The organism is Phenylobacterium sp. (assembly GCF_004799515.1).
Lineage (GTDB): Bacteria > Pseudomonadota > Alphaproteobacteria > Caulobacterales > Caulobacteraceae > Phenylobacterium.
In genome coordinates this window covers 157618-183596 of the sequence record NZ_SSMX01000047.1, presented here as the reverse complement: position 1 = coordinate 183596, position 25979 = coordinate 157618, and the positions used below count along the sequence as shown (strand labels likewise).

Annotated in this window: 27 protein-coding genes; 15 read left to right on the top strand and 12 right to left on the bottom strand. The window is 70.5% G+C overall.

From position 1 onward, the window contains the following. The first annotated feature begins 95 nt into the window (after positions 1–95). The 3 genes from E8A49_RS19410 to E8A49_RS19400 all read left to right on the top strand — a co-directional run bounded on the left by E8A49_RS19410 (position 96) and on the right by E8A49_RS19400 (position 2539). On the top strand, positions 96–218 hold the full coding sequence (locus tag E8A49_RS19410) for a hypothetical protein (protein WP_293385509.1): 123 nt from the start codon (positions 96–98) through the stop codon (positions 216–218). A 13-nt stretch (positions 219–231) separates the two neighbouring features. Further along, positions 232–336, top strand: a complete 105-nt coding sequence (locus E8A49_RS19405) for a hypothetical protein (RefSeq protein ID WP_293385506.1) — start codon at positions 232–234, stop codon at positions 334–336. An 88-nt stretch (positions 337–424) separates the two neighbouring features. Next, a complete protein-coding gene (locus tag E8A49_RS19400; protein ID WP_293385503.1) occupies positions 425–2539 on the top strand; it encodes a PQQ-dependent dehydrogenase, methanol/ethanol family in 2115 nt (704 codons plus the stop codon). Between the two features lie 24 nt (positions 2540–2563). On the opposite strand, the gene E8A49_RS19395 is transcribed toward E8A49_RS19400, so the two are convergent. From E8A49_RS19395 to E8A49_RS19385, 3 genes are all read right to left on the bottom strand, one after another. Further along, entirely contained in the window at positions 2564–4489 is a 1926-nt protein-coding gene (locus tag E8A49_RS19395) for a PQQ-binding-like beta-propeller repeat protein (protein ID WP_293385500.1), read from the bottom strand. A 287-nt stretch (positions 4490–4776) separates the two neighbouring features. Further along, positions 4777–5997 carry an ornithine--oxo-acid transaminase gene (gene rocD, locus E8A49_RS19390; RefSeq protein ID WP_293385497.1) on the bottom strand — a complete coding sequence of 407 codons (1221 nt, stop codon included), beginning with the start codon at positions 5995–5997 and terminating at the stop codon, positions 4777–4779. A 12-nt stretch (positions 5998–6009) separates the two neighbouring features. After that, a complete protein-coding gene (locus tag E8A49_RS19385; RefSeq protein WP_293385494.1) occupies positions 6010–6882 on the bottom strand; it encodes a dimethylarginine dimethylaminohydrolase family protein in 873 nt (290 codons plus the stop codon). A 125-nt stretch (positions 6883–7007) separates the two neighbouring features. Here E8A49_RS19385 and E8A49_RS19380 point away from each other — a divergent pair, with 125 nt between their 5' ends. Beyond that, the gene (locus tag E8A49_RS19380; protein ID WP_293385491.1) at positions 7008–7436 is read left to right on the top strand and encodes an Lrp/AsnC family transcriptional regulator; all 429 of its coding nucleotides are present in this window, start codon (positions 7008–7010) and stop codon (positions 7434–7436) included. A gap of 167 nt (positions 7437–7603) precedes the next feature. Next, positions 7604–9394: a M3 family oligoendopeptidase gene (locus E8A49_RS19375; RefSeq protein ID WP_293385488.1), complete on the top strand. Its 1791-nt coding sequence runs from the start codon at positions 7604–7606 to the stop codon at positions 9392–9394. Between the two features lie 489 nt (positions 9395–9883). On the opposite strand, the gene E8A49_RS19370 is transcribed toward E8A49_RS19375, so the two are convergent. Beyond that, entirely contained in the window at positions 9884–10621 is a 738-nt protein-coding gene (locus E8A49_RS19370; RefSeq protein WP_293385485.1) for a peptidase, read from the bottom strand. Between the two features lie 106 nt (positions 10622–10727). Between E8A49_RS19370 and E8A49_RS19365 the strand changes: the two genes are divergently transcribed. Further along, a complete protein-coding gene (locus tag E8A49_RS19365) occupies positions 10728–11402 on the top strand; it encodes a YceI family protein (RefSeq protein WP_293385482.1) in 675 nt (224 codons plus the stop codon). Here the strand turns inward: E8A49_RS19365 and E8A49_RS19360 are convergent. Then, positions 11359–12447, bottom strand: a complete 1089-nt coding sequence (locus E8A49_RS19360; protein WP_293385479.1) for an exo-alpha-sialidase — start codon at positions 12445–12447, stop codon at positions 11359–11361. The two genes, E8A49_RS19365 and E8A49_RS19360, sit on opposite strands and share 44 nt — an antisense overlap. Next, positions 12444–13214 carry an aldolase/citrate lyase family protein gene (locus E8A49_RS19355; RefSeq protein ID WP_293385476.1) on the bottom strand — a complete coding sequence of 257 codons (771 nt, stop codon included), beginning with the start codon at positions 13212–13214 and terminating at the stop codon, positions 12444–12446. Before E8A49_RS19355 ends, E8A49_RS19360 begins: the two co-directional genes overlap by 4 nt. Positions 13215–13375: 161 nt before the next feature. On the opposite strand from E8A49_RS19355, the gene E8A49_RS19350 reads away from it, so the two are divergent. Then, positions 13376–13723 carry a hypothetical protein gene (locus E8A49_RS19350; RefSeq protein ID WP_293385473.1) on the top strand — a complete coding sequence of 116 codons (348 nt, stop codon included), beginning with the start codon at positions 13376–13378 and terminating at the stop codon, positions 13721–13723. Then, a complete protein-coding gene (locus E8A49_RS19345; RefSeq protein ID WP_293385470.1) occupies positions 13720–14193 on the top strand; it encodes a hypothetical protein in 474 nt (157 codons plus the stop codon). The genes E8A49_RS19350 and E8A49_RS19345 overlap by 4 nt, the downstream gene beginning before the upstream one ends. Positions 14194–14201: 8 nt before the next feature. Here E8A49_RS19345 and E8A49_RS19340 read toward each other — a convergent pair whose 3' ends face one another. The 3 genes from E8A49_RS19340 to E8A49_RS19330 all read right to left on the bottom strand — a co-directional run bounded on the left by E8A49_RS19340 (position 14202) and on the right by E8A49_RS19330 (position 16647). Next, complete coding sequence (locus tag E8A49_RS19340; protein ID WP_293385467.1) at positions 14202–14588, bottom strand: GFA family protein; 387 nt, start codon at positions 14586–14588, stop codon at positions 14202–14204. Between the two features lie 237 nt (positions 14589–14825). After that, entirely contained in the window at positions 14826–15176 is a 351-nt protein-coding gene (locus tag E8A49_RS19335) for a hypothetical protein (protein ID WP_293385464.1), read from the bottom strand. Further along, positions 15163–16647 (bottom strand): amidohydrolase family protein, encoded by a 1485-nt coding sequence (locus tag E8A49_RS19330; protein WP_293385462.1) that lies wholly within the window; start codon positions 16645–16647, stop codon positions 15163–15165. Before E8A49_RS19330 ends, E8A49_RS19335 begins: the two co-directional genes overlap by 14 nt. A gap of 151 nt (positions 16648–16798) precedes the next feature. Between E8A49_RS19330 and E8A49_RS19325 the strand changes: the two genes are divergently transcribed. The 7 genes from E8A49_RS19325 to E8A49_RS19295 all read left to right on the top strand — a co-directional run bounded on the left by E8A49_RS19325 (position 16799) and on the right by E8A49_RS19295 (position 23301). Beyond that, positions 16799–17866: an alpha/beta hydrolase gene (locus tag E8A49_RS19325; RefSeq protein ID WP_293385459.1), complete on the top strand. Its 1068-nt coding sequence runs from the start codon at positions 16799–16801 to the stop codon at positions 17864–17866. Positions 17867–17910: 44 nt separating this feature from the next. Continuing rightward, the gene (locus E8A49_RS19320) at positions 17911–18165 is read left to right on the top strand and encodes an aa3-type cytochrome c oxidase subunit IV (protein WP_293385456.1); all 255 of its coding nucleotides are present in this window, start codon (positions 17911–17913) and stop codon (positions 18163–18165) included. A 134-nt stretch (positions 18166–18299) separates the two neighbouring features. Next, positions 18300–19433 (top strand): Re/Si-specific NAD(P)(+) transhydrogenase subunit alpha, encoded by a 1134-nt coding sequence (locus tag E8A49_RS19315; RefSeq protein ID WP_293385453.1) that lies wholly within the window; start codon positions 18300–18302, stop codon positions 19431–19433. A 5-nt stretch (positions 19434–19438) separates the two neighbouring features. Next, positions 19439–19783, top strand: a complete 345-nt coding sequence (locus E8A49_RS19310) for a proton-translocating transhydrogenase family protein (RefSeq protein ID WP_293385450.1) — start codon at positions 19439–19441, stop codon at positions 19781–19783. Then, positions 19780–21195, top strand: coding sequence for an NAD(P)(+) transhydrogenase (Re/Si-specific) subunit beta (locus E8A49_RS19305; RefSeq protein WP_293385447.1), 1416 nt, complete (start codon positions 19780–19782; stop codon positions 21193–21195). Before E8A49_RS19310 ends, E8A49_RS19305 begins: the two co-directional genes overlap by 4 nt. Before the next feature lie 150 nt (positions 21196–21345). Beyond that, a complete protein-coding gene (locus E8A49_RS19300; protein WP_293385444.1) occupies positions 21346–22395 on the top strand; it encodes an aldo/keto reductase in 1050 nt (349 codons plus the stop codon). Positions 22396–22422: 27 nt separating this feature from the next. After that, a complete protein-coding gene (locus E8A49_RS19295) occupies positions 22423–23301 on the top strand; it encodes an alpha/beta hydrolase (protein WP_293385442.1) in 879 nt (292 codons plus the stop codon). Between the two features lie 10 nt (positions 23302–23311). Here the strand turns inward: E8A49_RS19295 and tilS are convergent, their stop codons facing one another. Genes tilS through pal form a run of 3 tightly spaced genes read right to left on the bottom strand, consistent with a single transcriptional unit; the run spans position 23312 to position 25958 of the window. Continuing rightward, on the bottom strand, positions 23312–24532 hold the full coding sequence (tilS, locus tag E8A49_RS19290) for a tRNA lysidine(34) synthetase TilS (RefSeq protein ID WP_293385439.1): 1221 nt from the start codon (positions 24530–24532) through the stop codon (positions 23312–23314). After that, on the bottom strand, positions 24523–25389 hold the full coding sequence (ybgF, locus tag E8A49_RS19285; RefSeq protein ID WP_293385436.1) for a tol-pal system protein YbgF: 867 nt from the start codon (positions 25387–25389) through the stop codon (positions 24523–24525). Before ybgF ends, tilS begins: the two co-directional genes overlap by 10 nt. Continuing rightward, a complete protein-coding gene (gene pal / locus E8A49_RS19280) occupies positions 25386–25958 on the bottom strand; it encodes a peptidoglycan-associated lipoprotein Pal (RefSeq protein WP_293385433.1) in 573 nt (190 codons plus the stop codon). Before pal ends, ybgF begins: the two co-directional genes overlap by 4 nt. Between the last annotated feature and the right edge of the window lie 21 nt (positions 25959–25979).

The following is a 25979-nucleotide window of genomic DNA, read 5'->3' as shown; positions in this document are numbered from 1 at the left end:
GGCGCGACCGGCCGCGTGCTAAATAGCCGCCAACCCAGACGCGCGGCCCGGTCACGCGTTCGCGTCGGCCCGCCGCCTCAAGAGGCAGGACGGCCATGAAAACCTACCAAGGCACGATGACCCCGAACCGGCGCGACCTCAGCGATCCGCGCTCTTCCGGCAAGCCGGCCAGCGCGCCGCGCACGCCGGTGCTCAACGATCGCCGCAGCACCCGCTGATCAGGAGTCCGACATGGCCAAGGGTCAGAAGAAGTCCAACAAGGAAGTCCGCAAGCCGAAGCAGCCGAAAGCGAAGCCGCCCGAGGTGATCTCGCTCAGCACGAACCAGAAGCGCTAGCCCGGCGGCGTGCGCCGCTTGCCCGCGGCCGCAGTCCGCGCATAGTTCCTCCCAAGGCCGAGGTTACGGCCATTCGGGAGAGGCGTTCATGAGGATCATCAAGCTCGCGCTGGCCGTTGCGCTGGCCGCGGCCGTGGCGGCCTGCGGCAAGCCCGTCGCCAACGTCGACGGGGCCCGGATCGCGGCGGCGGACGCCCCGACCAACACCGAGTGGCTGTCCTACGGCAAGGGCTACTCCGAGCAGCGCTTCTCGCCGCTGGACAAGGTCAACACCGGCAACGTCGGCCAGCTCGGCCTGGCCTGGTACGCCCAGTTCGACACCGACCGCGGTCAGGAGGCGACGCCCCTGATGGTCGACGGCGTACTCTACACCACCACCGCCTGGTCCAAGGTGTTCGCCTTCGACGCCGCCACCGGCAAGCAGCTCTGGTCCTTCGATCCCAAGATCGATGGGGCCAAGGGCTTCGACGCCTGCTGCGACGTGGTCAACCGCGGCGTCGCCATCTGGAAGGGCCGCGTCTACGTCGGCACCATGGACGCGCGGCTGATCGCGCTCGACGCCAAGGACGGTCACGTCCTCTGGCAGGCCCAGGTCGGCGATCCCAAGCAACCCTTCACCATCACCCAGGCGCCGCGGGTGGTGAAGGACAAGGTGCTGATCGGCGAGTCCGGCGCCGAGTACGGCGTGCGCGGTTTCCTGGCCGCCTACGACGCCGCCACCGGCAAGAAGCTCTGGCGCTTCTACACCCTGCCCAACGCCACCGGGACGCCGGACGGCGAACCCTCCGACAAGCCGCTGAAGGAAAAGGCCATGGCCACCTGGCCCGACGGCCAGTGGAAGACGGTGGGCGGCGGCGGCACGGTCTGGGACGCCATCGTCTACGATCCCGCACTCAACCTGATCTACTTCGGCGTCGACAACGGCACGCCCTGGAACCAGGAAGACCGGTCCGGCGGCAAGGGCGACAACCTCTTCCTGTCGTCGATCGTGGCGATCAACGCCGACACCGGCGACTACGTCTGGCACTACCAGGTGAACCCCGGCGAAAGCTGGGACTATTCGGCCGTGCAGCCGATGATCCTGGCCGACCTCAAGATCGACGGCCAGGTCAGGAAGGTGCTGATGCAGGCGCCGAAGAACGGCTTCTTCTACGTCCTGGACCGCACCAACGGGAAGCTGCTGTCGGCCAAGAACTATGTGCCGGTGACCTGGGCCAAGAGCATCGACATCGCCACCGGCCGGCCCGTCGAGAACCCCGAGGCGCGCTACAAGAACGGCAGCGTCGACCTGCAGCAGCCCGGTCCGCTGGGCGGCCACAACTGGCATCCCATGTCGTTCAGCCCGAAGACCGGCCTGGTCTACATCCCGGCCCAGTCGGACCCCTTCGCCTACCAGGGCGCCAAGACCTTCGGCTACAAGGCCGGGGCCTGGAACCTGGGGATCAACACCCTGGCCAACGCCGGCCCGATGACGGCCGATCAGGCCAAGGCCGCGGCCGCCTCCTACAAGGGCTATCTGATCGCCTGGGACCCGGTGGCCCAGAAGGCGGTCTGGAGCGTCGAGCATCCCTACTTCTGGAACGCCGGGGTGCTGTCGACCGGCGGCGGCCTGGTCTTCCAGGGCGCGGCCGAGGGCCAGTTCTACGCCTACGACGCCGCCAGCGGGAAACAGCTCTGGTCCTACCAGACCGGCAACGGGGTGATCGCCGCGCCCATGACCTATGAGCTGAACGGCGAGCAATATGTGGCGCTGATGGTGGGCGCGGGCGGCGGCGGCCAGATCTCCGCGCCGGCCTACATGCCTACCCGGCCGCGCCTGCCCGGGCGGCTGCTGGTGTTCAAGATCGGCGGCACGGCGAAGGCCAAGGACTTCATCCTGCCGGCCCAGCCCACCATCGACCTCAGCCAGGTCACGACGACGGGCGACAAGGCGCACGGCTATGTAGTCTTCAACGACAACTGCGGCGTCTGCCACGGGACCAACGCCACGGGCTCCTGGCTGCCGGACCTGAAGCGCTCGCCGATGATCACCACGCCCGACGACTTCAACTCCGTCGTCATGCAGGGGGTGCGCGCCCACAACGGCATGGTCAGCTTCGCCAGGTTCCTGTCGGCCAAGGACGTCGAGGACGTGCGCGCCTTCCTGATCTCCCAGGGCAAGGGCGAGCCCCTGCCAGCGACGACCGCGGTGGCGGCGAAGTAGCGTCCGGCGCCTGGGCCGGCGGGGCTATTTCCCCGCCGGCTTGAACGCGATCAGGACGTTGCCCGGCGTCTGGCTGAAGGAGCCATAGCCGGAGGTGACGAAGACCATGCCGGCGCCCGCCGAGATGGCGTGGGCGTCGATGGAGCCGCCCTTGCCGGGGACGCCGTTGACGGTCTTCACCGGGCCGGCGGTGTCGAGGGTCTTCAGCACCGCGCCGGTCTTGCCGTCGAAGATCACCACCTTGCCGTCGAGGGTCGCGGCGATCAGGGCGCCGTCGACCACCAGGGGCGCCGCCGAGAAGCCGTACTTGGTGTCGCAGGCCACGAGGTTCGCCTTCCGCGCCGGCGCGCAATCGGCCGTCGCGTGATGGGCCCAGACCTGCTTCCCGTCGCTCAGGCGGTAGGCGTAGACGCCGGGCTTGGCCCGGGTGGCCATCTCCTCCGGCAGGAACATGGAATCGGCGATGGGCGCGAAGCCCAGGGGGCCGTCGACCGCCACGCCCCAGTGGACGCCGCCCAGCGCCGTACCCTCGCCGATGCGGTCGCCCCACAGCTTCTTGCCGGTGGCCGCATCGATGACCCAGACGCCGCCCGACTTCTGGCCGTCGAAGATGATGTCCTTGCCGCCGGCGCCCTTGGTCAGGATCGGCGTCGCGCCGAAGTCGAAGTCGTGGCCCTTGTCGTTGTCATAGAGGTTCGGGCAGTTCGGGCCGCTCTTCTGCAGCTCGCGGTCGTTGCAGGACATGTTCCAGACGTCGAGCGCCTCGGCCTGAAACACCCAGGCTGATTTCCCGGTGTCGAGGTCCAGCGCGATGATGGCGTCGGAGGTCTCGGTCGCCGGGAAGGACGTGTTCTCGCCGGTGCCCACCAACACCCGGTTGCGCGCCTCGTCGATGGTCGGCAGCGCCCAGATCGGGGCGCCCGAGGGGCCGCGCTGCTTGACGCCGGTCTTGGACAGCTTGCCGGTGTACTCGGCGTCCTTCATCGTGTGGTATTCCCACAGCTTCTTGCCGTCCTTGAGCGACAGGGCGACGACCGCGCCGTGGAAGGCGCAGCACTCGAAGGCGGGGTTCTGGCCCGTGCCGACGCCCGAGGCCGAATAGGGCACGATGATCTTGTCCTTGTAGACGACCACCCCGCCGCGGATGCCGATGCCCTCGTCGTGGCTCGGTTGCGCGTTCACCGTCCAGACCGTGTCGCCGGTCTTCGCGTCCACCATGCTGAGGTCGTGGCGGCCGTTGGCGAGCAGCAGCACCTTGCGGCCGTCCAGGTCGGCGATCTGCGGGGTGTTGCGCGAGTTCAGCGCCTTGACCCAGCGCGCGCAGCCCTTGGCGGCGTCCAGCGCCAGGAGCTTGCCCGCCCCGTTCACGAAGACCGTGTCGCCCAGCACGACGGCGCCGGTTCCCAGGCTCTGGGTCTGCGGGAAGCCGATGGCCCAGGCCATCTCCAGGTGCGCCATGTCGGACTTCTTCAGCCCGGCCTTGGCGGCGGATAGGTTGCGGGTCGAGTGCGGATCGACGCCGAAGCCGCCGAAGGCGACCGGCTTGGCCACGTCCACCGTCCGGTTGTCGGCGGCGCACATCATCGCGTCGGTCCAGTTGGCGTTCACCGCCCTCTGGCCGGAGGTCAGGTAGCCGATCAGGGACGTGAGGTCCTCCGGCGACAGGCTCGCCGCCATCGGTTTCATCACGCCCTCGGTGAGGGTCGTCCGAAGCTGCGCCGGCGCCGTGCCGGTGATCTGGCTGAAGGTCGCCGCCCGGCTGCCCGGGGCCGGGTTGGCGTGGCAGCCCGCGCAGGCGCGGTCGAAGATCGCCTTTCCGGGGTGGTTGGGGTCCGGCGTGTTGGCCGGCGCCTGGGCGAAGGCGGCGGGCGCCCACAGGATCGCAAGGCCGCCGCTCAGTAGGGCGAAGGCCCCGGCCGCGGCGCGCGCGAAATAGTTCGCCTGGAACATCGTCTTCCCCCTTGCCGCTCTTGGGCGGTTTGACGGGCCAGGGCGCAAGTCGCGCACAAAGCCGTCGGAGGAATTAGACCAACTCTCCAGTCACCCGCTACCGTCGATCAAGGATCGAGGACGACTTCTTGGCTTCCAGATTGAAACAAAGCTCCTGACTCTGGTCTTCCGGGTGGAATTGGCAGGTTTCTCTGAGAGAGTTTCCCTAGAAACGCCGGGAAAACTTCCTGGCCTTTAGATCCGAGTATCCAACGCGCCGTCGGTTGAATGCGCGTCCTACGCCGTTGTCAGCGCAGCACCGCGGCGAACTGCTCGGCGATCCAGTCGGCCTGGGCCTCGGTGAGGATCAGCGGCGGGGCGATGCGGATGGTATGGTCGTGGGTCTCCTTGGCGAGCAGGCCGCGGGCCTGCAGGGCTTCGCAGACGCGCCGCGCGCCGCCGGCCTCGGGATGCAGCTCGACGGCCAGCATCAGGCCGCGGCCGCGGACCTGCCTGACGCTGTCGGCGCGGATCGCGGCGAGCGAGGCCTGCAGGCGGTCGCCGACCCGGGCGGCGTTCTCGACCATGCCCTCCTCGACTAGCACCCTCAACGCCGCGCGGGCGACGGCGCAGGCCAGCGGATTGCCGCCGAAGGTCGAGCCGTGCTCCCCGGGATGCAGCACATCCATGACCTCGGAGTTCGAGAGCACCGCCGACACCGGATAGAAGCCGCCGGAGAGCGCCTTGCCGATCAGGGTCAGGTCCGCCTCGACGCCCTCGTGCTCCTCCGCCAGCAGCTTGCCGGTGCGGCCGAGGCCCGTCTGGATTTCGTCAAGGATCAGGATCGCCCGGCGTTCGGTGCAGAGCGCGCGGGCGCGCTTCAGATAGCCCGCCGGGGGCACGATCACGCCGGCCTCGCCCTGGATCGGCTCCAGCAGGACGGCGGCGGTGTTGGGGCCGATGGCGGCCTCCAGGGCCTGGGCGTCGCCGTAGGGGACGATCCGGAACCCCGGCGCGAAGGGGCCGAAGCCGCCGCGCGAGACCGGGTCGGTGGAGAAGCCCACGATGGCCACGGTGCGGCCGTGGAAGTTGTCGGCGGCGACCACGATCTCGGCCCGGTCGGTGGGGACGCCCTTGACCTCATAGGCCCATTTGCGGGCGACCTTGACGGCGCTCTCCACGGCCTCGGCGCCGGAGTTCATCGGCAGGACCTTATGGCTGCCGGTGAGCGCGCAGAGCTCCTCGTAGAAGGGCGCGAGCTGGTCGTTGCGGAAGGCCCGCGAGGTGAGCGTCAGACGCCCGGCCTGCTCGACCATGGCCTCAAGGATCTTCGGATGGCAGTGGCCCTGGTTCACCGCCGAATAGGCCGACAGGCAGTCCAGGTAGCGGTTGCCGTCCACGTCCCAGACGTGGACCCCCTGGCCGCGGGTCAGCACCACGTCCAGCGGCTTGTAGTTCTTGGCGCCGTAGCGGCCCTCGAGCGCGATCAGGTCGGCGGACTGCGAGCGGGCGAGGGCGATGTCGTTCATGGTCTTCTCCCCCTATTCGGCGGCGAGGATGACGGGGCGCGCGGCGCTGGCGCGGTCGAGGCGCAGCGTCATGCAGTAGGCCGCCCCGCCGGAGCGGATGAAGGGCGCGAGGTCGACCTCGACGAGGCGATAGCCCTGCGCCTTGAGCTTGGCGCGCAGGGACGCCGGCGCTTCGGCCATCACCAGGGTGTCGGCCAGGTTCACGGCGTTGACGCAGAAGGCCGCGGCCTCGGCCGCATCCGCTTCGATGCGGTCGGCCGGCGCCACCCGCTCGCGGATCGCGGCCAGGGCGTCGGGCGTGAAGGCCTCGGGGTGATAGAGCACCTGGCCGCCCGACAGCGGGCAGAAGCAGGTGTCGAGGTGGTAGAAGCGGTCGGAGACCAGCTCCAGGCCCACGACCTCCTGGCCGAAGGTCCGGCGGATCACCCCCAGCGAGGCGCGGTTGGAGCGCGGGCCGAAGCCGGCCCAGAAGTGGCCGCGCTGGGCGTCCCAGATAGCGTCGCCGGCGCCCTCCTGCAGCATGCCCTCGGGCAGGTCGACGACCTCGCTGATCAGGCCGCGGGCCTTCAGCCGGGCGAAGACCGCGCGGAACACCGTCTCCTCGCCCTGCCGCTCCGGATGGCGGAAGCGGGCCAGCAGCACCTTGCCGTCCAGCACCACCGCGGCGTTGGCCGGGAACACCAGGTCCGGCAGGCCGCGCACCGCCTCGACGGTCTCGACATGGGCGCCCAGGTCCTGCAGCGCGTGGCGCAGATCGGCGGACGCGGCCTTCGCCCGGTCGGCGCAGGCGGCGGTCCAGGCGGCGGGGTCCATCCAGGGGTTGATGCGGTAGCTCACCTCGAAGGCCGAGGGATCGGTCATCAGGAAGCGCGGGCGGGCGTCCATCGCAGGGCTCCTTCAGGGGGCGGCGAACCGAACCCCAGGATCGCCCGCGCTGGCGCTAGCGAATAGCGCCCAAGCTGCTACATTTGGCGTCCAGTGCTGGCGATATGTTCAGTCGGATTTGCGATATGCTCGATGACCTTGACCGCAAGCTGCTGGCCCTGCTGCGGGTCGATTCGCGGCTGCCGGTAGCCTCGCTGGCCGCCCGGCTGAAGGTCTCGCGCGGCACGGTGCAGAACCGCATCCGCCGCATGCAGGCGCCGGGCGGCGCGATCCAGGCCTTCACCGTGCGCACCCGCCCGGAGATGGAGGCCGCCCGCGTGCGCGCCATCATGTGCATCGAGGTCGAGGGCGGCCGCTCCGGGGCGGTGGTCCAGGCGCTGCGCGGCTTCCCGGAGGTCGACAAGGTCCACACCACCAACGGCCGCTGGGACCTGGTGGCCGAGCTCGACACCGAGACCCTGGCCGAGTTCAGCCGCACCCTCGACCAGGTCCGCCTGATCGAGGGCATCGCCTCCACGGAGACCTCGATCCTGCTGGCCACGCAGAAGATGTGAGGGGCTGACCAAGACGCTCCCCCTCAGGGGGAGCTGTCAGCGAAGCTGACTGAGAGGGTTCCGCTCCGGCATTGGGGAGGTCGGCTGTCGCGGACCTCGCGGATGAAACCCCCTCCGGCGCTTCGCGCCACCTCCCCCTGAGGGGGAGGATCGGCTATCACGCGGGCATGAACGCCCCCTTCAAGACCGACGCCCTGCCGCAGTGGAACCTGGGCGACCTCTATTCCGGCCGGGACGATCCGAAGATCGAGGCCGACCTCGCCCAGGCCAAGGCCGACAACGACGCCCTGGTGGCGCTGAAGGGCCGCTTCGTGGCCAGCCGCCGCGACGCGCGCCTGCTGGGCGAACTGCTGGACCGCGGCATCGGCCTCTATGAGGCGGCGACCAACGGCCTGTGGGGCGTGGGCGCCTATGCGGGCCTGGCCGCCTCGGTGGCCCGCGACGACCCGGCCTGGGCCAAGTTCGAGGGCGACCTGCGCGCCCGCTCCGCCCAGATCGCCGCGGAGAGCCTGTTCTTCACCCTCGAGCTCAACGAGCTGGACGACAACGAGATCGAGGCGGCGTTCCGCGCCCACAAGCCGGCGGCGCGCTGGCGGCCGTGGATCCGCCGCGTGCGCCTGTCGCGGCCGCACGAACTTTCCCCCGATCTGGAGCGGATGCTGATCGACCGCGGCCCGGCCGTCGCCAACTGGAGCCGGCTGTCGGAGGAGACCCTGGCGCGGCTGACCGCCAAGGTGGGCCGCGAGACCCTGAGCCTCTCCGAAGTGCTGAACCGGCTGTCCGACCCGGACGGCGCGCGCCGCAAGCAGGCGGCCCAGGCCCTGTCGAAGGCCCTGGCAGAACGGGTCCCGACGCTGGCGCTCTGCCTCAACACCTTGGCCTTCGAGAAGCAGGTGGAGGACCGCTGGCGGAAGTATCCGGACCCGGCCGCCTCGCGCCACTTGGCCAACGAGGTCGACGCCGACGCCGTGGCCGCCCTTGAGGCCGCCGTGGTCGAGGCCTATGAGCCGGTCAGCCACCGCTACTACCGGCTGAAGGCCAAGGCGATGGGCCGCGACGTGCTGGACCACTGGGACCGCAACGCGCCCCTCGATACCGCGCAGCCCAAGACCTACGGCTGGGACCAGGCCAAGGCCATGGTTCTGGAGAGCTTCTCGGGCCTCGCGCCCAAGTTCGCCGACACTGCCCAGACCTTCTTCACCCACCCCTGGATCGACGCGAAGCCCCGGCCCGGCAAGCAGTCGGGCGCCTATTCGCACCCGGTGACCGCCAACCGCCATCCGTACGTCCTCTTGAACTACATGGGCGAGCGGCGCGACGTGCTGACCCTGGCGCACGAACTGGGCCACGCGGTGCATCAGACGCTCTGCGCCCCGCTCGGCACCCTCCTGGCCGACACCCCGCTGACGCTGGCCGAGACCGCCTCGATCTTCGGCGAGGGACTGGTGTTCGAGCGCCTCCTGGCCAACGCCACCAAGGCCGAGCGCAAGGGTTTGCTGGCCGGCAAGATCGAGGACGGGATCAACACCGTCGTCCGCCAGATCGCCTTCCACCGCTTCGAGACCCGCTTCCACGCCGCGCGCCTGGCGGGTGAGGTCGGGCCCGACGAGATCGAGGCCATCTGGATGCAGGAGATGGCGGAGAGCCTGGGGCCGGCCATCAAGCTGAACCGGGGCTACGAGCACTACTGGGCCTACGTCAGCCACTTCGTGCATGCGCCCTTCTACGTCTACGCCTACGCCTTCGGCGACCTGTTGGTGCGCGGCCTGATGGAGAAGCGCTGCGAGGACCCGGTCGCCTTCGCGCCTCTGTACGAGGACCTGCTGGCCGCCGGCGGCACGCGCACCTACGTCGAGGCGCTGGCCCCCTTCGGCCTGAACCCGCGGGAGAAGGCCTTCTGGGCGGCCGGGATGAAGCAGCTCGAGCGGCTGGTGGACGAGTTCGAGGCGTTGGTTTGAACTAGCCCTACCCCGACGTCGTCATCCTTCGCTCAGCCGAAGGCTGATCCGGGGGACCCAAGCTGAGGGGCAGGGCATGGCGCGGCCGTTTGGGTCCCCCGGATCGCCTCTTCGGGCGACCGGAGGATGACGGTTCATGGAGAGCCGTCAGACGGCAGCTTAAATCTCATGCCGGCCAGTTTGCCTTCGGGCCCGGGCTACTCAAGGACGCGCTTCGCGCGCCGCGACGCGGCCGGCCAGGGGCCGGTCCTTGTCTTGCCCGGGCCCGAAGGCTCGCATCATCCATGAGATGTAAGGGCGGGATTGTCCCGGAGGGAGGTCTCAAAACCCGTGTCATCCCGGAATCGGCGCAGCCGATGTCCGGGACCCATAAGCACCGATCTCCCCCAGAAGGAGCGCGGCGGCGACGCTGCGAATTGCCGGCTACGCCGCGCGAAAGGGTCCCGGTCTTCGCCGATGGCGAAACCGGGATGACACCGTTGGGGTGTTCTAAGCCCCCCAAGTCTCCGGCGGCGGCGGCAGGCTGGCGATCAGGGCGGAGAGGCCCTCGGCGTAGGTGCGGCGCAGGGCCTGCCAATAGGGGTCGGCGTCGTCGACGGTGACTAGGTTGTCCATGCTGAACCCGCCCGCCCGGTAGAGCACGAGGTCGATGGGCGGCCCCACCGACAGATTGCTGCGGATGGTGGCGTCGAAGGAGATCAGCGCCAGGGTGGCCGCCTGGGCCAGGGAGGCGCCGGGCGCCAGCAGGCGGTCGAGGATCGGCTTGCCGTACTTGGTCTCGCCGATCTGCAGGAAGGGCGAGCGGGCCGAGGCCTCCACGAAGTTGCCGGCGGCGTAGACTTGGAAAAGCCGTGGCGGCTCGCCTTCGATCTGGCCGCCCACCAGGAAGCTGGCGCTGGGGTCGCCGTAGGGCGTCACGAAGTCGGCGTCGGCGGCGACGGTGGCGCGCAGCTGGGCGCCGACGATGCCGGCGACCTCGAACATGGTGCGCGCATGGCGCAGGTCGTGGGCGACCTCGCCGGAGCCGAAGGCCTCGTGCAGGGTGGTCACCACCGCCTGGGTGGTGGCCAGGTTCCCCGACGACTGGATGGAGATCACCCGGTCCGGCGCCTGGGGCATCAGGTTCAGCTTGGAGACCCGGACCACCTGGTCGACGCCCGCGTTTGAACGCGAATCCGAGGCCAGGACGAGGCCGTCCTTCAGGAGGATACCGAGGCAATAGGTCATGGGGGGCCAGACTAGCTTGAAACGCGCGCGTCGGCTTTCTTCACGTCGATGTCGGATCGCGTTGGTCTGATCCGTCCTCGGGGCGAACGAGACTGGGAGAGAGACTATGAACACCGTCCGCGCCATGGCCGCCGCCAAGGCCATGTCCGTCCTGCTGCTGGCCGGCCCCGCCGTGGCGGCCACGGCGCCCGCGGCGTCGCCTCAGCCGCCGGCCGGGGCCTATGTGATGGACAAGGCCCACACCTCGGTGACCTTCCGGGTGAGTCACATGGGTTTCTCGCACTACACTGCGCGGTTCTCGCGGATCGATGGGCGGCTGAAGTTCGACCCGGCCCATCCGGCGGCCATGGCGGTCGAGGCGACCATCGATCCCATGTCGCTGGAGCTGAACACGCCGCCCACCGGCTTCCACGACCAGCTGATGAGCAAGGCCTGGTTCGACGCCGCCCACTTCCCGAAGATCGCCTTCCGCTCCACCGGGGTCGAGGCCACCGGCGCCCATACCGCCCGCGTGACGGGCGACCTGACGCTGCACGGCGTGACCAGGCCGGTGGTGTTGGAGGTGACCTACAACGGCGGCTATCCGCCGAACGCCATGGACCCCGGCGGCGCGCGGGTGGGCTTCTCCGCGCACACGAAGTTCAAGCGCTCCGCCTTCGGGATCAGCGCCGGCATTCCCGCGCCCGGCTCGACCATGGGCGTCGGCGACGATGTGGACGTGGCCATCGAGAGCGAGTTCAGCTCGAAGGCGCCCCCGGCGGCGAAAGCGCCCGCGAAGTAGCCGCCGCCGCGCAGGCGTCCAGGAAGGCCGCGTCCAGCCGGGCGAAGGCGATGCGGCGCTTGTCCTCGATGGAGAAGGCCACGCCCCAGGCGCCCGCGGCCATCGGCGTCACGGCGGGATAGGCCGCCTCGCCATGTGCGCCGGGGGCGGAGAGGTCGCAACCCTCGGCGAAATGCGCGCCGTCCATCGAGAAGGCGAGGCTCAGGCGCCGCCGATCCTTACGGCCGGGATTGTGGATCAGCACGATCCGCCCGGCGCCGTCGCGGAAGGCCTCGATCGCCGCGCCGGGATTGGGCAGGTCGGTGGGCTCAGCCGGCGACCAGCGCCCGGCGGCGGCGTCATAGGCCGACACGTAGACGAAGCGCCGGCGCGGATCGCGCATATAGGCCCGCGCCGGCTCGCCGGCTCGGGCGGGCGCGGCCAGGGTTGGTTGGATCAGGGGCGTCCTAGCCGGGATCGGCTGCGGCGCGGCGGCTGGCCGCTGGCCGGGCGTGAGCGCGGCGAGGTCGAGGGCCAGGACGCTCGCGCGGCCCGCCTCCTGATAGACCGGCAGCAGGTCCTGGCCCGCCCAGCGCAGCGGCCGGCTGCGCGGCAGGGCGCCCGGACGGTCGTCCAGGCGGGTCGGGGCCGACCAGCTGTGGCCGAGGTCCGTGGAGACGCGGAAGTCGATGCGGCCGCAGCGCCAGGACTTGCAGGTCTCCAGCCCCGCGATCCGGCGGCTCTGCACCTCGCCGGAGATCATCGCCAGCCGCCCGCCCGCGTCGCGGGCCAGCACCACGTTGCCGACGCTCTTGGCCGGCGCGGGCGCGCCCAGCGCGGTCTCGCGCGGCGTTGAGACGGCCTGGGGCTCAGCCCAGGTGCGGCCCGCGTCGCCGCTGCGGGCGCAGAGGATGCGCGCGTCCGGCCCCGCCTCGCTGCGGCCGGAGTACCAGCAGGCGAGCAGGGCCTCGCCGTCCAGGCCGATCAGGCCGGCGCCGTGGTTGGTCCGCGCCGGCGCTGACAGGACGACCAGCGGCGGCGGTTCCGGCGGGAGCCCTGGCGTCATCGCCCCGCCAGCCAGCTCCGTATCTCGGCCGCCTCGCGCCGGCCGCCCATCAGGTAGCGGATGTCGGAGCCGACGGTGACCAGGTCGAAGCCGCGCCCGATCATCTTCTGGGAATAGGCCAGGCTGTTGGTGTGGACGCCGGCGCGCACGCCCGCGGCCTTGCAGGCGGCGACGATCCGGTCGAAGGCGGCCAGCAGCGCCGGGGCCTCGGAGTCCTGGCCCGGCGGACCGCCGATGCCGAGCGACAGGTCCGAGGGGCCGATGTAGACGCCGTCCAGGCCCGGGGTGGCGACGATGGCCTCGACATTGGCCAGGCCCGCCGCGGTCTCGATCATCGCCAGGGCCAGCATCTCGTCGTTGGCGTGGGCGTGGTAGTCGGCCCCGCCATAGACCGCCGCCCGCGTCGGGCCCGACGAGCGGATCCCTTGCGGCGGGTAGCGGCAGGCCGCGACGAAGGCCGCGCATTCGGCGGCGTCGTTGACCATCGGGCAGATGACCCCATAGGCCCCGGCGTCCAGCGCCCGCATGATCTCGCCGGGCTGGTTCCAGGCGACCCGCACCAGCGGCGTGGCCTCCGTGGTGGAAACCGCCTGCAGCATGGCCAGCATCTCGCTGTAGCCGATCACCCCGTGCTGGGTGTCGATGGTGACGCTGTCCCAGCCCTGCTGCGCCATCAGCTCGGCGGAGAAGCCGCCCGGCATGGAGCACCAGCCGTTGATCGCGGGCTTTCCTTGCGCCCAGAGGGCCTTCAGGCGGTTGGCGCGCATGGCGGTCTAAGTCCTTCACAACGATGGGTCGGTCGAAGTCTAGGACGGCGCGGCTAGGCTTGCAGCCCAAACTGCGGCCTGCATCGTGCGCTTCCGGTTGGCGCCCGGCCTGGTCTAGGCTGGGGGCCTTCGGCGCCGGATCGGCGCGGCGGAGGCTTCCCATGAAGGCGCCCGCGATCGGCCTCACCGCCGCCTTGTCGTTCACCCTCCTGTCGCTGGCCCTGCCGGCTTCGGCGCTCGCTGGGCCGAGTTGCGTCGACCGCCAGGGCGAGATGATCCGCTGCGGAACGCCCCGCGCCATGCCGGTGGGCTGGAGCCTGCCGCCGGCCGAGGCCCGCGCCCGGCTGGCCGCCCGCAGCGACGGCCTGGACGCCCGCCAGCTGATCGGCCTGCTTTGCGTGCTTGGCGGCCTCTTCACCCTCTTCGCCCTGCTGCCCGACTTCGATGGCGCCTGGGACCGGCAGGAAGACGACGCTAAGGATGAGCGCAAACAGGGGAGGCGAGGATGAGGATCGCGATGGGAGCCGCCGCGGCGGGTGTGGCGCTGGCCCTGGCCGGCGCCGCCCGGGCCGAGCCGCAGGTGATCGTCAAGTGCGACGGGCCGCTCACTGACGCCATGCGCTTCACCCACGACACCGGCTGGAAGCCGTTCCCCAACCCCGACGCCGGCGTCACCATCACCCGCGACAAGGGCCGGTTCGGCATCGAGGTGAAGGGTGAGGACAGCTACAGCTCCAGCGCCGTCCTGCCGATGCCGCTGCAGAACCCGAAGAGCTTCAAGGTGCTGCGCGGCACGGGCAACGAACTCTTCCACCTGGAGAAGGGCGACGGCGGCAAGCCGGTCCTGAAGCACACCATCCGCGGCGGCCGCGACGGCAGCCACGTCTACAACATCCGCGAGATGATCCTGGCCAACTGTTCGGTGGTGGCGCCCGACGTGGTGGTGAGCGAGCCGGGCGCGGCGGACACGGGCGGCTAGGGCCGGCGCTAGCGGGGCTGGATCGCCAGCGTCACCCAGTCGTGGCGGAACTGCTCGTAGACCGCCTGGGTCGGCGCGCCGGGGCTGTCGTCGGCGAAGCAGCCGATGGCCACGCCGACCCACTGCGGCCGGAACTGCGGATACCAGAGGATCGAGGTCCCGCACGTCGGGCAGAAGTGGAACGCGACGGTCTGGCCGCTATCGCCGGGCCGAGTGAAGGTCTGCGACGGCCCGGTCATCGTCACCCGGTCGCGGTCGTAGAACACCGCCACGCTGAAGGCGCTGCCGGTGCGCCGCTGGCAGGCGTGGCAGTGGCAGGCGGAAACCTTCAACGGCTCGCCCTCGGCGGTGACCGAGAGTGCGCCACAGACGCAGCGGGCGGTGCGGGTGGTCATGGGGCGCGAGCATAACGCGAACCCCCGGATTCCGCTTTCCCCCTTGCGCGAGGAAGGCGGGGTTTTGACGTGAAAGCCCAGCGCGCCAGCGCGGAGCGGTCCTTAAATCTCACGGTGGATGCGAGCCTGCCTCTCCAGCTCAGTCAAGGACGCGCGGAACGCGCGCCGCATCGCGGCTGGCCTTCGGCCAGTCCTTGAGTGAGCTGGAGAGGCAGGCAAACATGGCTGCCACGAGGTTTAGGGCGGAGCATGGCCGCTGCTGGACAATAGCTCGATGACCTCACCCCTGCCGACGAGCCGGGCGCCTTCTTGAATCAGCCACCCCCGCCCCGGATAGAGTTCGCCTTCGGGCCAGGTGATGAAGGTCAGGTCGAGCACACGAATCTCATCGGGGTTCAGCGTCTCGCCGGGAAGCAGATCGATGAGACCGATGGCCATGTCTCGGTTCTCGGGGCCAAAGAAGTTGTGGTTCGGCCGATAGCTAGTCGGGCCGACGATCAGGGAGGTTCGCCCACCCTCCGTCGTCGCGAGCATGCTGATGCGCGCCCGAACACGGGTTTCTCCAGCCGCGAAATTAATACTGCCCATACCGCCCCTTCACCGACTCCAGCAACTTCGGCGCGTCGTAGCCAATCCCGTCCTTGAACACGATCTCGACGTTCTCGATGTCGGCGATGGCCTTCGACGGGTCGCCCTTCACCACCACCAGGTCGGCGTCCTTGCCCGGCGCGATGGAGCCGATCCTGTCGGCGAGGCCCAGGTAGGCCGCGCCGTTCAGGGTGGCGATCTTGATGGCCTCCAGCGGGGTGAAGCCGGCCTCGACCAGCAGCTCGACCTCCCGCTGGTCGCCGAAGCCCGGGATGACGCCGCCGTTGCCGGTGGGGTCGGGCCCGGCGATCAGCAGGCCGCCGGCGGCCACGAACCTGTGCTCCAGGCCAAGGTCGTTCTGGAATTCCTTGGCCGCGTCGGCATAGCGGTCGCGCGGCGCCTGGTTGGTCAGGTTGCGGGCGTAGAGGTAGGCCTCCCGGGCCTCGACGGTCAGCACCGCCATGGCCTTGGGGTTCAGGGGTGAATGGCCGGGCACGCGCTGCTCGAAGACCGGCAGGGTCGAGGTCAGCGCCACGTGGTGGTCGACCATCAGGCGGATCAGCTTGTCGGCCTCAGGGCTGTCCGGCGTCATGGCCAGCAGGGTCGGATCGCCCGAGGTGCGCGGGCAGACGTCCGGCTGCTTGCCGGGGTCCAACTGGGTGTTGACGAAGAAGCCGTGCTCCAGGTCGTCGATGCCCAGCGCGATCGCCTCGGGATAGGTGACCGAGCAGAGGTGGCCGGTGAGCTTCAAGCCGCGCTTGTGGGCCTCGACGATGGCCGCGCCGAGTTCGTCGCGGGTGATGTTCATGTAGGCCTTGAACGAGGTCGCGCCCATGTCGGCCCAGTAGGCGACGGTGCGGGTGGCGTCGGCGGCGTCCTTCAGCGGGTGCATCTGGATGAAGGCGCTGCCGGAGCCTTCCAGATAGGGGCCGGTCACGTCCATGTGCGGCCCGATCATGCCGCCGGCGTCGATCAGGCTTTTGACGTTGAGGTCGACGTAGGGCTCGACGGAGCCGGTGGTGCGCATGGTGGTCACCCCCGCCGCCAGGTACAGGCGCGGCGACGAGAAGGTCATCTGCGGCACCATCAGCGGCGGCTCGGAGTGGCCGGCGGCGTCCATGTTGGGCCGGGCGATGTAGTACATGTGGTCGTGCATGCCGACGAGGCCGGGGATGACCGTATGCCCCGGCAGGTCCAGCACCTGGGCGCCCCCCGGCGCGGCCAGCTCCGGTCCGCCGACGGCCGCGATCTTGCCGCCCTGCACGACGAGGGTGCGGTCCTCCTGCGCCGGCCCGCCCGTCCCATCGATCAGCCGCACATGCTTCAGCACCGTGACCGGCCCGCCGACCTTCACATAGGGCTGCACGGAGGCGGCTGGCGGCGCGGGTGGGGCCAGAATCTGTGGCGCGGCGTGCGCGCTCGCCGCCAGCGCCAGCGCCGCGGCGCTTCCCAGGAACATGGATTTCAGCACGCGGAACTCCCCCTCAGGCGTCTGCCGGCGCGGACCCTAGCGCCGGGACGAAGCGCTTGCCATTTTTCAAACGCTTGTTAGTCACGTGACCCCATGTTGCCGGGCCTGCCTCCCCCAATTGTCGGCCCCACCCTTCTCAAGGACCATCCGCATGGCTGAAGACGTGAAGCCGGAGATCCATGACGACCGGCCGGTGCACGTCGAGGACGCCCTGCCGCCGGAGGTTCAGGCGCCGCTGGCCGCCTTCGCCGGCGCCGAGCCGCCCTCGCCGCAGTGGTTCAAGGACGCCATCGCCCAGCAGCCGGAGCGCAGCTTCGTCGAAAGCCTGGGTTCGAAGCTCGAGGTGCTGACCTGGGGCGAGGTCGGCAAGCCCGGCCTGTTGTTCGTGCACGGCAACTCCGCCCACGCCGACTGGTGGAGCTTCATCGCGCCCTTCTTCGCCGAGCACTATCGGGTGGCCTCGATGTCGCTGGCCGGCATGGGCGCCTCGGACTGGCGCGAGCGCTATTCCTTCACCGACTTCGCCGACGACGCCGAGGCGGTCAGCCGCGCGGTCGGGCTCTATGAGGGCGGGCGGAAGCCCACCTACATCGGCCACTCCTTCGGCGGCGGGCAGGTGTTCTTCGCCGCGGTGCGCCATCCGGAGCGGATGCATGCCGCGATCATGGTCGACACCGGCTTCGGCCCGCCGCCGGAGGAGCTGGCCAAGCGCCAAGCGCAGTTCGAGGCGGTGCGCAACATCCCCACCGTCGACCGGCCGAGCCGGGTCTATCCGACGCTAGAGGCGGCGCTGGCCCGCTTCCGCCTGATGCCGCCGCAGCCAGCCGGCAACGCCTACATCGCCGACTTCATCGCCCGCCGCTCGCTGAAGCGCGCGCCGCTGCCCGATGGCGAGACCAGCCCCGACGGCTCCGGCGAAGGCTGGACCTGGCGGTTCGACCCCAACATGTGGGCCAAGCTCGACCGCGAGCGGGCCATGGGCGGCGATCCCCTGGAGGCGGTCACGGTCAAGACGCCCATGGTGCACATCTATGGCGCCAAGAGCCGCATCGTGGAGCACCGCAAGGCGGGCGCGCCCTCGCCCTTCCCGCCGGGCATGATCGAGATCGAGATCCCGGACGCCCACCACCACATCATGATCGACCAGCCGCTGGCGCTGGTGGCGGCGTTGCGCGCCCTGCTCGCCGCCTGGCCGCCCGAACCCGCAAGCGCGTCTTGAGCACAGCGGCGGTCTCGTGTAGCACCGCCCTCAAGAGCCCAGAGTTGAAGAGAGACGTGATGGCCGGCCAGGCTTCCGAATATCACCGCGGCGACATGGACATCCACGAGCAGGTGGCGACCTTCCACCTGGTGATGGGCATCACCAAGTGGGGCTCGCTGATCATCGCCGCCTCGCTGCTGTTCCTGACGCTGTGGTTCTGCACGCCGACCGGCTTCTTCGGCGCCTTCATCACGGGCGCGGTGGTCCTGGCGCTCGGGATCTTCTTCCTGCGCAGCCGCGGCGACGCCGAGCACTGATCCGACCGCCCGCCGGGGCCGTCACCAAAGCTTCTTCCGCATTCGTTCGCCGACCTCGGTGGGGCGGCTGGACAGGTCGGGTGAACCGATCCTAAGGTCCCTCCCGCAGCCGCGTTCGGGGGGCTTTGCGCTTTATGGCCGTCATTGCCGTCACCAGGGAGCGCCGCAGCGGCGAGACCCGGGTCGCCGCCGTTCCGGAAACGGTCAAGAAGCTCATCGGCGCAGGGTTCACCGTGGTGGTCGAGACCGGCGCTGGGACCGCCGCCTCCTACCCCGACGCCGACTATGAGGCCGCCGGCGCGACGCTGGCCAAGACCGCCAAGGATGTGCTCGCCAAGGCCGACATCCTCTTCAAGGTGCGGGGGCCCGAGGCCGACGAGCTCGCGGTCCTGAAACCCGGCACGATCGTCGTGGCGACCCTCAATCCCTATCAGGACAAGGCGACGCTGGACGGCCTGGCCAAGGCTGGGGCCACCGCCTTCGCCATGGAGTTCGTGCCGCGCATCACCCGCGCCCAGGTGATGGACGTGCTGTCCTCCCAGGCCAATCTCGCCGGCTACCGGGCGGTGATCGAGGGCGCAGAGGCCTACGGCAAGGCCATGCCGATGATGATGACCGCCGCCGGCACGGTGGCCGCGGCCAAGGTGTTCATCATGGGCGTGGGCGTCGCCGGCCTGCAGGCTATCGCCACGGCGCGGCGGCTGGGCGCGGTGGTCACCGCCACCGACGTGCGCCCGGCCACCAAGGAGCAGGTGGAAAGCCTCGGCGCCAAGTTCCTGGCGGTCGAGGACGAGGAGTTCAGGAACGCCCAGACCGTCGGCGGCTACGCCAAGGAGATGAGCGCCGAGTACCAGGCCAAGCAGGCCGAGCTGATCTCCAGCCACATCGCCAAGCAGGACATGGTGATCACCACCGCCCTGATCCCCGGCCACCCGGCGCCCAGGCTGGTGAACGCCGCCCAGGTGGCCTCCATGAAGCCCGGCTCGGTGATCGTCGACCTGGCCATCGAGCAGGGCGGCAATGTGGAGGGCGCCAAGCTGGGCGAGGTGGCCGTCACCCGGAACGGCGTGAAGATCCTGGGCATTCCCAACCTGCCCGGCCGCATCGCCGCCGATGCCTCGGCGCTTTACGCCCGCAACCTCTTCGCCTTCTCCGGCCTGTTCCTCGACAAGGAGGGCCAGTTCGCCCCCGACTATGAGGACGAGATCCTGAAGGCGGCCCTGGTCACGCAGGGCGGCGCGGTCGTGCACCCGAACCTCAAGGGCTGAAGCGCATGGAAGCCGTCGATCCCACCGTCTTCCGCCTGGCGATCTTCGTGCTGGCGATCTTCGTCGGCTACTACGTGGTCTGGAGCGTGACGCCGGCGCTGCACACGCCGCTGATGGCGGTCACCAACGCCATCTCCTCGGTGATCGTCGTGGGCGCGCTGCTGGCGGTGGCCGCGCACGGCGAAGGCGGCGAGCTGACCGCCAACGTCATGATCTCCAAAGGCGCCGGCGCGGTCGCCGCGGCCTTCGCCAGCGTCAACATCTTCGGCGGCTTCCTCGTCGTTCGGCGGATGCTGGCCATGTACAAGAAGAAGGCTCCCGCCGCGCCCAAGAAGGACGCCGCGGCATGAACGCCAACCTCGCGGCCATCCTCTACCTGGTCTCCGGCGTCCTGTTCATCCTCGCGCTGCGGGGCCTCTCCTCGCCGACCACCAGCCAGGCCGGCAACCGCAACGGCATGATCGGCATGGCCATCGCCGTCGGCACGGCGCTGGCGACGCTCTGGAGCCAGGGCGCGCTCGACCCGCTGACACTAGGCCTGATCGTCGGCGGCGTGGCCATCGGCGGCGGGGTCGGCGCGGTGATCGCCCGGCGCGTGGCCATGACCGCCATGCCGCAGCTCGTGGCGGCCTTCCACAGCCTGGTGGGCATGGCCGCCTGCCTGGTGGCGGTGGCCGCCATCCACACGCCGGCCGCCTACGGCATCGCCGCGGAAGGCGGCGGGGTGGTCACCCACTCGCTGATCGAGCTGGCCGTGGGCCTCGCCATCGGCGCGGTGACCTTCACCGGCTCGGTGATCGCGTTCGCCAAGCTGAACGGCAACATGAGCGGCGCACCGATCCTGCTGCCCGCGCGCCACCTGCTTAACCTGGCGCTGGGCGTCGGCATCGTGGCCCTGATCGTGCTCCTGGTGATGAGCGGCGGGACCGCCCTCTGGGCCTTCTGGGGCGTCTTCGCCCTCAGCCTGATCGTGGGCGTCACCCTGATCATTCCGATCGGCGGCGCCGACATGCCCGTCGTGGTCTCGATGCTGAATTCCTACTCCGGCTGGGCGGCTGCGGCGCTGGGCTTCACGCTGGAGAACACCACCCTGATCATCACCGGCGCTCTGGTGGGCTCGTCCGGGGCGATCCTCAGCTACATCATGTGCAAGGCGATGAACCGCAGCTTCATCTCCGTGATCCTGGGCGGCTTCGGCGCGACGGACGCCGCGGCCGGCGGCGGCAAGGTCGAGACGCGGCCGGTGAAGCAGGGCAGCGCCGACGACGCGGCCTTCATCATGAAGAACGCCTCGAAGGTGATCATTGTCCCCGGCTACGGCATGGCGGTCAGCCAGGCGCAGCACGCGCTTCGCGAAATGGCCGACAAGCTGAAGGCCGAGGGTGTCGACGTCCGCTACGCCATCCACCCGGTGGCCGGCCGCATGCCCGGCCACATGAACGTGCTGCTGGCCGAGGCCAATGTCCCCTACGACGAGGTTTTCGAGCTGGACGACATCAACGCCGAGTTCCCCACCGCCGACGTGGCCTTCGTGATCGGCGCCAACGACGTCACCAACCCCGCCGCCAAGACCGATCCGGCCAGCCCGATCTTCGGCATGCCGATCCTGGACGTGGAGAAGGCGCGCACGGTCCTGTTCGTGAAGCGCGGCATGAGCTCCGGCTACGCCGGCGTCGAGAACGAACTCTTCTTCCGCGACAACACCATGATGCTGTTCGGCGACGCCAAGAAGATGGTCGAGGGCATCCTCAAGAGCCTCTGACGGCCGCGACCGCCGGCCGTTCGCCGAAGCTCACTCTGCACGCGACAGGTCATTTCGGGTTTATTGCACCGCTGGCGCGGGATGGACCTTCCCGCGCCACATCCGCCTGACCATATGGCCTGGCATCCAACAAAAACCTGGAGGCGCCCCATGAAGTACAACCAGCTTGGCCGTACGGGCCTGTTCGTGTCCGAGATCTGCCTGGGGACCATGACCTTCGGCGGCAACGAGGACGCCGGCATGTGGAAGGCCATCGGCGCGCTGCAGCAGGACGACGTGGACAAGATCGTGGGCCGCGCGCTTGAGGTCGGGGTGAATTTCTTCGACACCGCCGACGTCTATTCCTTCGGCGAGAGCGAGAAGCGGCTGGGCCAGGCGTTCAAGAACCTGGGGACCAAGCGCAAGGACGTGGTCATCGCCACCAAGGTGTTCGGCGAGATGGGCCCGCGCCCCAACGACCGCGGCGCCTCGCGCGGCCACATCATGGACTCGGTGCGCGCCAGCCTGGAGCGGCTGCAGACCGACCATATCGACCTCTACCAGATCCACGGCAACGACTCGGTCACGCCCATCGACGAGACCCTGCGCGCCCTCGACGACCTCGTGAGCCAGGGCTTGGTGCGCTACATCGGCGTGTCGAACTGGGCCGCCTGGAAGATCGCCAAGGCGCTCGGCCTGTCGGAGGCCAAGGGCTACGCCCGCTTCGAGACCCTGCAGGCCTACTACTCCATCGCCGGCCGCGATCTCGAGCGCGAGCTGGTCCCGATGATCGCCGAGGAGAAGGTCGGGCTGATGGTCTGGTCGCCGCTGGCCGGCGGCCTGCTCTCGGGCAAGTTCGGGCCGGGGTCGAACAATCCGGAAGGCTCGCGCCGCACCACCTTCGACTTCCCGCCGGTGGACAAGGACCGCGCCTGGGCGTGCGTCGAGGTCATGCGCGAGGTGGGCGAGGCCCATGGCGCCTCGGTGGCCCGCGTGGCGCTCGCCTACATCCTGCAGAAGGCCTTCACGATGAGCATCATCATCGGCGCCAAGACCCTGGAGCAGCTGGACGACAACCTGGCGGCCGTGGAGCTTACGCTCAGCGCTGACGAGATGAAGCGGCTGGACGAGGTCTCCGAACTGCCCAGCGAATACCCCGGCTGGATGTTCGCCCGCCAGGGCGGCGCGCGCCGGCCAAAGCCCTTCGTCAAGGCCAGCTGACCGCCAACCCGAAACCTGGAGCCGCCGATGTCCGTCGCTTTCGCTCACCACCCGCCCAAGGCGCCCCGCGGCGAGATGGTGGATGTGGGCGGGCGGCGGCTTCGTGTGGTCCGCGCCGGCGGGGGCGGCGGGCGGCCGACCATCGTGCTGGAGCACGGCGCCTTCGGCTGCGCCACCGACTGGACGGTGGTGCAGGAGAAGCTGGCGGCCAAGGGGCTCTCCAGCCTGGCCTACGACCGCGCGGGCCTCGGCCACTCCGAGCCAGGGCCGAAGCCGCGCGACGGGCGGGCCATCGTCGCCGACCTGGCCGCCCTGTTGCGCGAGGTGGACGAGGCCGGCCCCTTCGTCCTCGTTGGCCACTCCATGGGCGGGCTGATGGTCAGGCTCTATGCGCTGACCCACCCCGGCCAGGTGCTGGGCGTTGTGCTGGTGGACGCGGTGACGCCCGACGTCATCACCCATCCGGTGGGTGAAAAGGGCGTCTACGCCTTCAGCCGGATCCTGGGCTGGACCAGCCAGGGGGCGAAGCTCGGCATGATGCGCCCGGTGGCGGCGGTGGCCGGCGACAAGATCGGCCTGCCGCCGGAGGCCTCGGCCGAGAAGCGGCGCATCTACGGCTCGCCGCCGCACGCGCTCTGGGCCGCCGAGGAGGTCAGCCATTGGCGCGCCACCTCCGACCAGGCTCGCGCCGCCGACTTCCCGCCGGCCATGCCGGTCGCGGTGATCACCGCCGGCGCGCACACGGTGACCGCGCTGAAGGAGATCCAGTCGGTGCCGGCGCTGGCCTCCCAGAACGGCTACATCGAGCATGTGGCCGGCGCCGGCCACGCCAACCTGCTCGGCCGCAAGTTCGCCGACCCCATCGTGCGCGGCGTGGAACACGTCCTGGCGACGGCGCACCGCTGAGGCGGCGGCCTCAGGCGGGTTCGCGCGCGATCGCGCCGCACGCGGCCAGCAGCCGCGGATAGGCGAGCGCCTCCATCCGCAGCGGGACGTCCGCCGTCGGCAGCGTCCGCCGCACCCGGGAGGGCAATCCTCGAAACGCCGGCGGCAGGTCTTCATCCACGACCGCCGCCCGGACCTCGGTCTCGCGATCCGCGACGACCTCGAACCGTCCGTCCCAGACCGCGCGCTCGCCCGCCGCCAGGCGCAGGGGCGAAAGGCCGCCTCGCGCCGCCTCGCCGGCCTCGCGCCGGAACCGGACCTCCGACTCGTCCGCCTCAACCCGCGCGCCGGCCAGGCTGGCGGTGAAGCCCTCGCCGTCCGCGATCCGCCGCGCCAGGGCCTTGACCCGCGCCCGGGCCGGCGGATGGCTGGTCCCGGCGGCGCAGAGGCAGACGGCGGAGAGGAACCGCAGCCGGGCGGCGTCGTCAGCGGCGGCCAGGGCCGCGCGGGAGATCGCGAGGCCGCCGGTGGCATCGGCCTGGCAGGCTTCGGCGAGCGCCTTGGCTGAGGCCGGCTCCGCGGCGGCGGGCGGCGCGGCGGCGGGCAGGTCGCGGCGCGCCCGGGCTCGGGCGTAGGCCATGTCCTCATTGGCCGGGTCGTCGATCCAGGCCTCGCCTCGGCCGGTGAGCCAGGCGCGGATCTCCGCCCGCCGGGTCCCCAGCAACGGGCGGAGCAGGAAGAGTCCACGCCCCTGCGGCCAGGCGGGCGAGGGCGACCATTCGCGCGGTGTGGGCGTGGTCGAGCCTTCCGCCCGCATCCGCCCGGCTTCCAGCATGTCGTCGGCGGTGTGGCCCATCAGGATCACCCGCGCCCCGGCCTCGCGGGCGGCGTCGGCCAGCAGGGCGTGGCGCGCGCCACGGGCGGCGGCGGGCAGGCCGGATGCGGGCTTGTCGCCGGTCCAGGCCAGGGCCTGGAAGGCCGCGCCCAGCCGCGCGGCGGTCGTGGCGCAGGTGGCGGTCCAGTGGGCGCTCTCCGGGCGCAGGCCGTGGTCGACGGTGAGCACCAGCAAGGGCCGCCTCACCGCCGCCGCCCAGTCGGCGGCGGCCAGCAGCAAGGCCAGGGAGTCGCCACCGCCGGACAGGGCCACCGCGATCGGGCGCGGCGTGTCCCTCAGCAGGCGGCGGTCGAGGACCTCGCCGACCGTCCGCCGAAGGTCGGGCTCTGGGATCGCGCGGGCTGCGCCTAGGCGCACTTCGCCTGCAGCTTGACGGTCGCCACCCGGCTGGCGACCGCTGGGCCCGCCTTCGGGTACTTGTGCGGCAGCTCGGCCAGCGCCTGGCAGGCGTCGGCCGGCTTCTTCAGCTGCACCAGGGCGCGGGCCAGCTCGACCACGGCGTCGGGCGCCCAGGCCGTCTGCGGCCAGCCGCGGATAGCGCCGATGAAGGCGCTGGCCGCCTTCGCATAGTCGCCGCGCACCGCCAGCGTCTTGCCCCACCAGTAGCGCGCCTCCGGCGTCTTCGGCGTGTCCGGATAGGTGGTGACGAAGTCGCTGAAGGCCTGCTCGGCGGCGTCGTAGTCGCCGCTCAGCATCATCTGCCGGGCCTTGCCGAAGGCGTCGTTCGCCGCCGCGGCCGCCGCCTTGGGATCGGCCGGCGGCGGAGGCTCGGCGGGGGCGGGCGGCGCTGCTTGCGCCGCGGCCTGGGCCGCGTCGGCCAGCTTCTGCTCGTCGGCGGTCAGCCGGTCGCCCAGCGCCTTCACCTGGGCGCGGAGCTGGCTGTTGTCGCGCTTGGCCTGGTCGAGTTCGTGGGTGGTGACCTCGATGGAGGCGTTGATCTTGGTGAGCGACTGCTGAATGTCGTCCAGCCGTGTGGCGAGATCGGCCAGGCGCGCATCGGTGTCGGCCGGTTGCACCGTCACCGGGGCGCCGGTCTTCTGCGCGGCGAAGACGATGTCGCGCAGCTCCCGGACCACCTTTTCCATGCGGTCCAGGCGCTTAGCGTCGCGCGCGTCCAGCGGGTCGTCCATCGGCGTCTGGGCGAATGCCGGGGCGGCGGCGAGCCCGATCGCCGCCGCCGCGCCCAGGAGACGCAGTCTTGTCCTTCGGGTCATTGCATCCGTGCGCCGCTGACGATGGCGGTGTGGCCGTTGCGGTTGTGGCTGTCGGCCACGTCGCCCGTGCCCGGATCGATGGGCTTTTCCTTGCCGTAGGAGACGGTGGTGATCCGAGTCGCGGCGACGCCGTGCGCCACCAGGTACTCCCGCACTGCGTTGGCGCGGCGAGCGCCGAGGGCGAGGTTGTATTCCTCGGTGCCGCGTTCGTCGCAGTTGCCCTCGATGCGCACCTGCACGGCGGGATAGCGCTTCAGCCAGGCGGACTGGGCGTCGAGGATCGGGCCGGCGTCGGCGCGCACCGAATAGCTGTCGAAGTCGAAGTAGATGCGGTCGCCGACGTTGATGGTGAAGTCCCGCTCCGAGCCCGGCAGGGCGTTCTGGGTCACCGGCTCCGGCGGCGGCGGGCTGTAGGGCGCGCGGGGCGGCTCGGGCGCGCGTTCAGGCGCCGGCGGGGCGGCGGTCGGATAGGACGGCTTGGGCGCATGCGCGCAGGCCGCCAGCGACAGCGCCGTGGCCGCGATGAGCGTCAGTCGAAGCGCGCTCCCGGTGTTGCGGGGGTTGATCATGGACTGCGTCTCCTTCGGGTG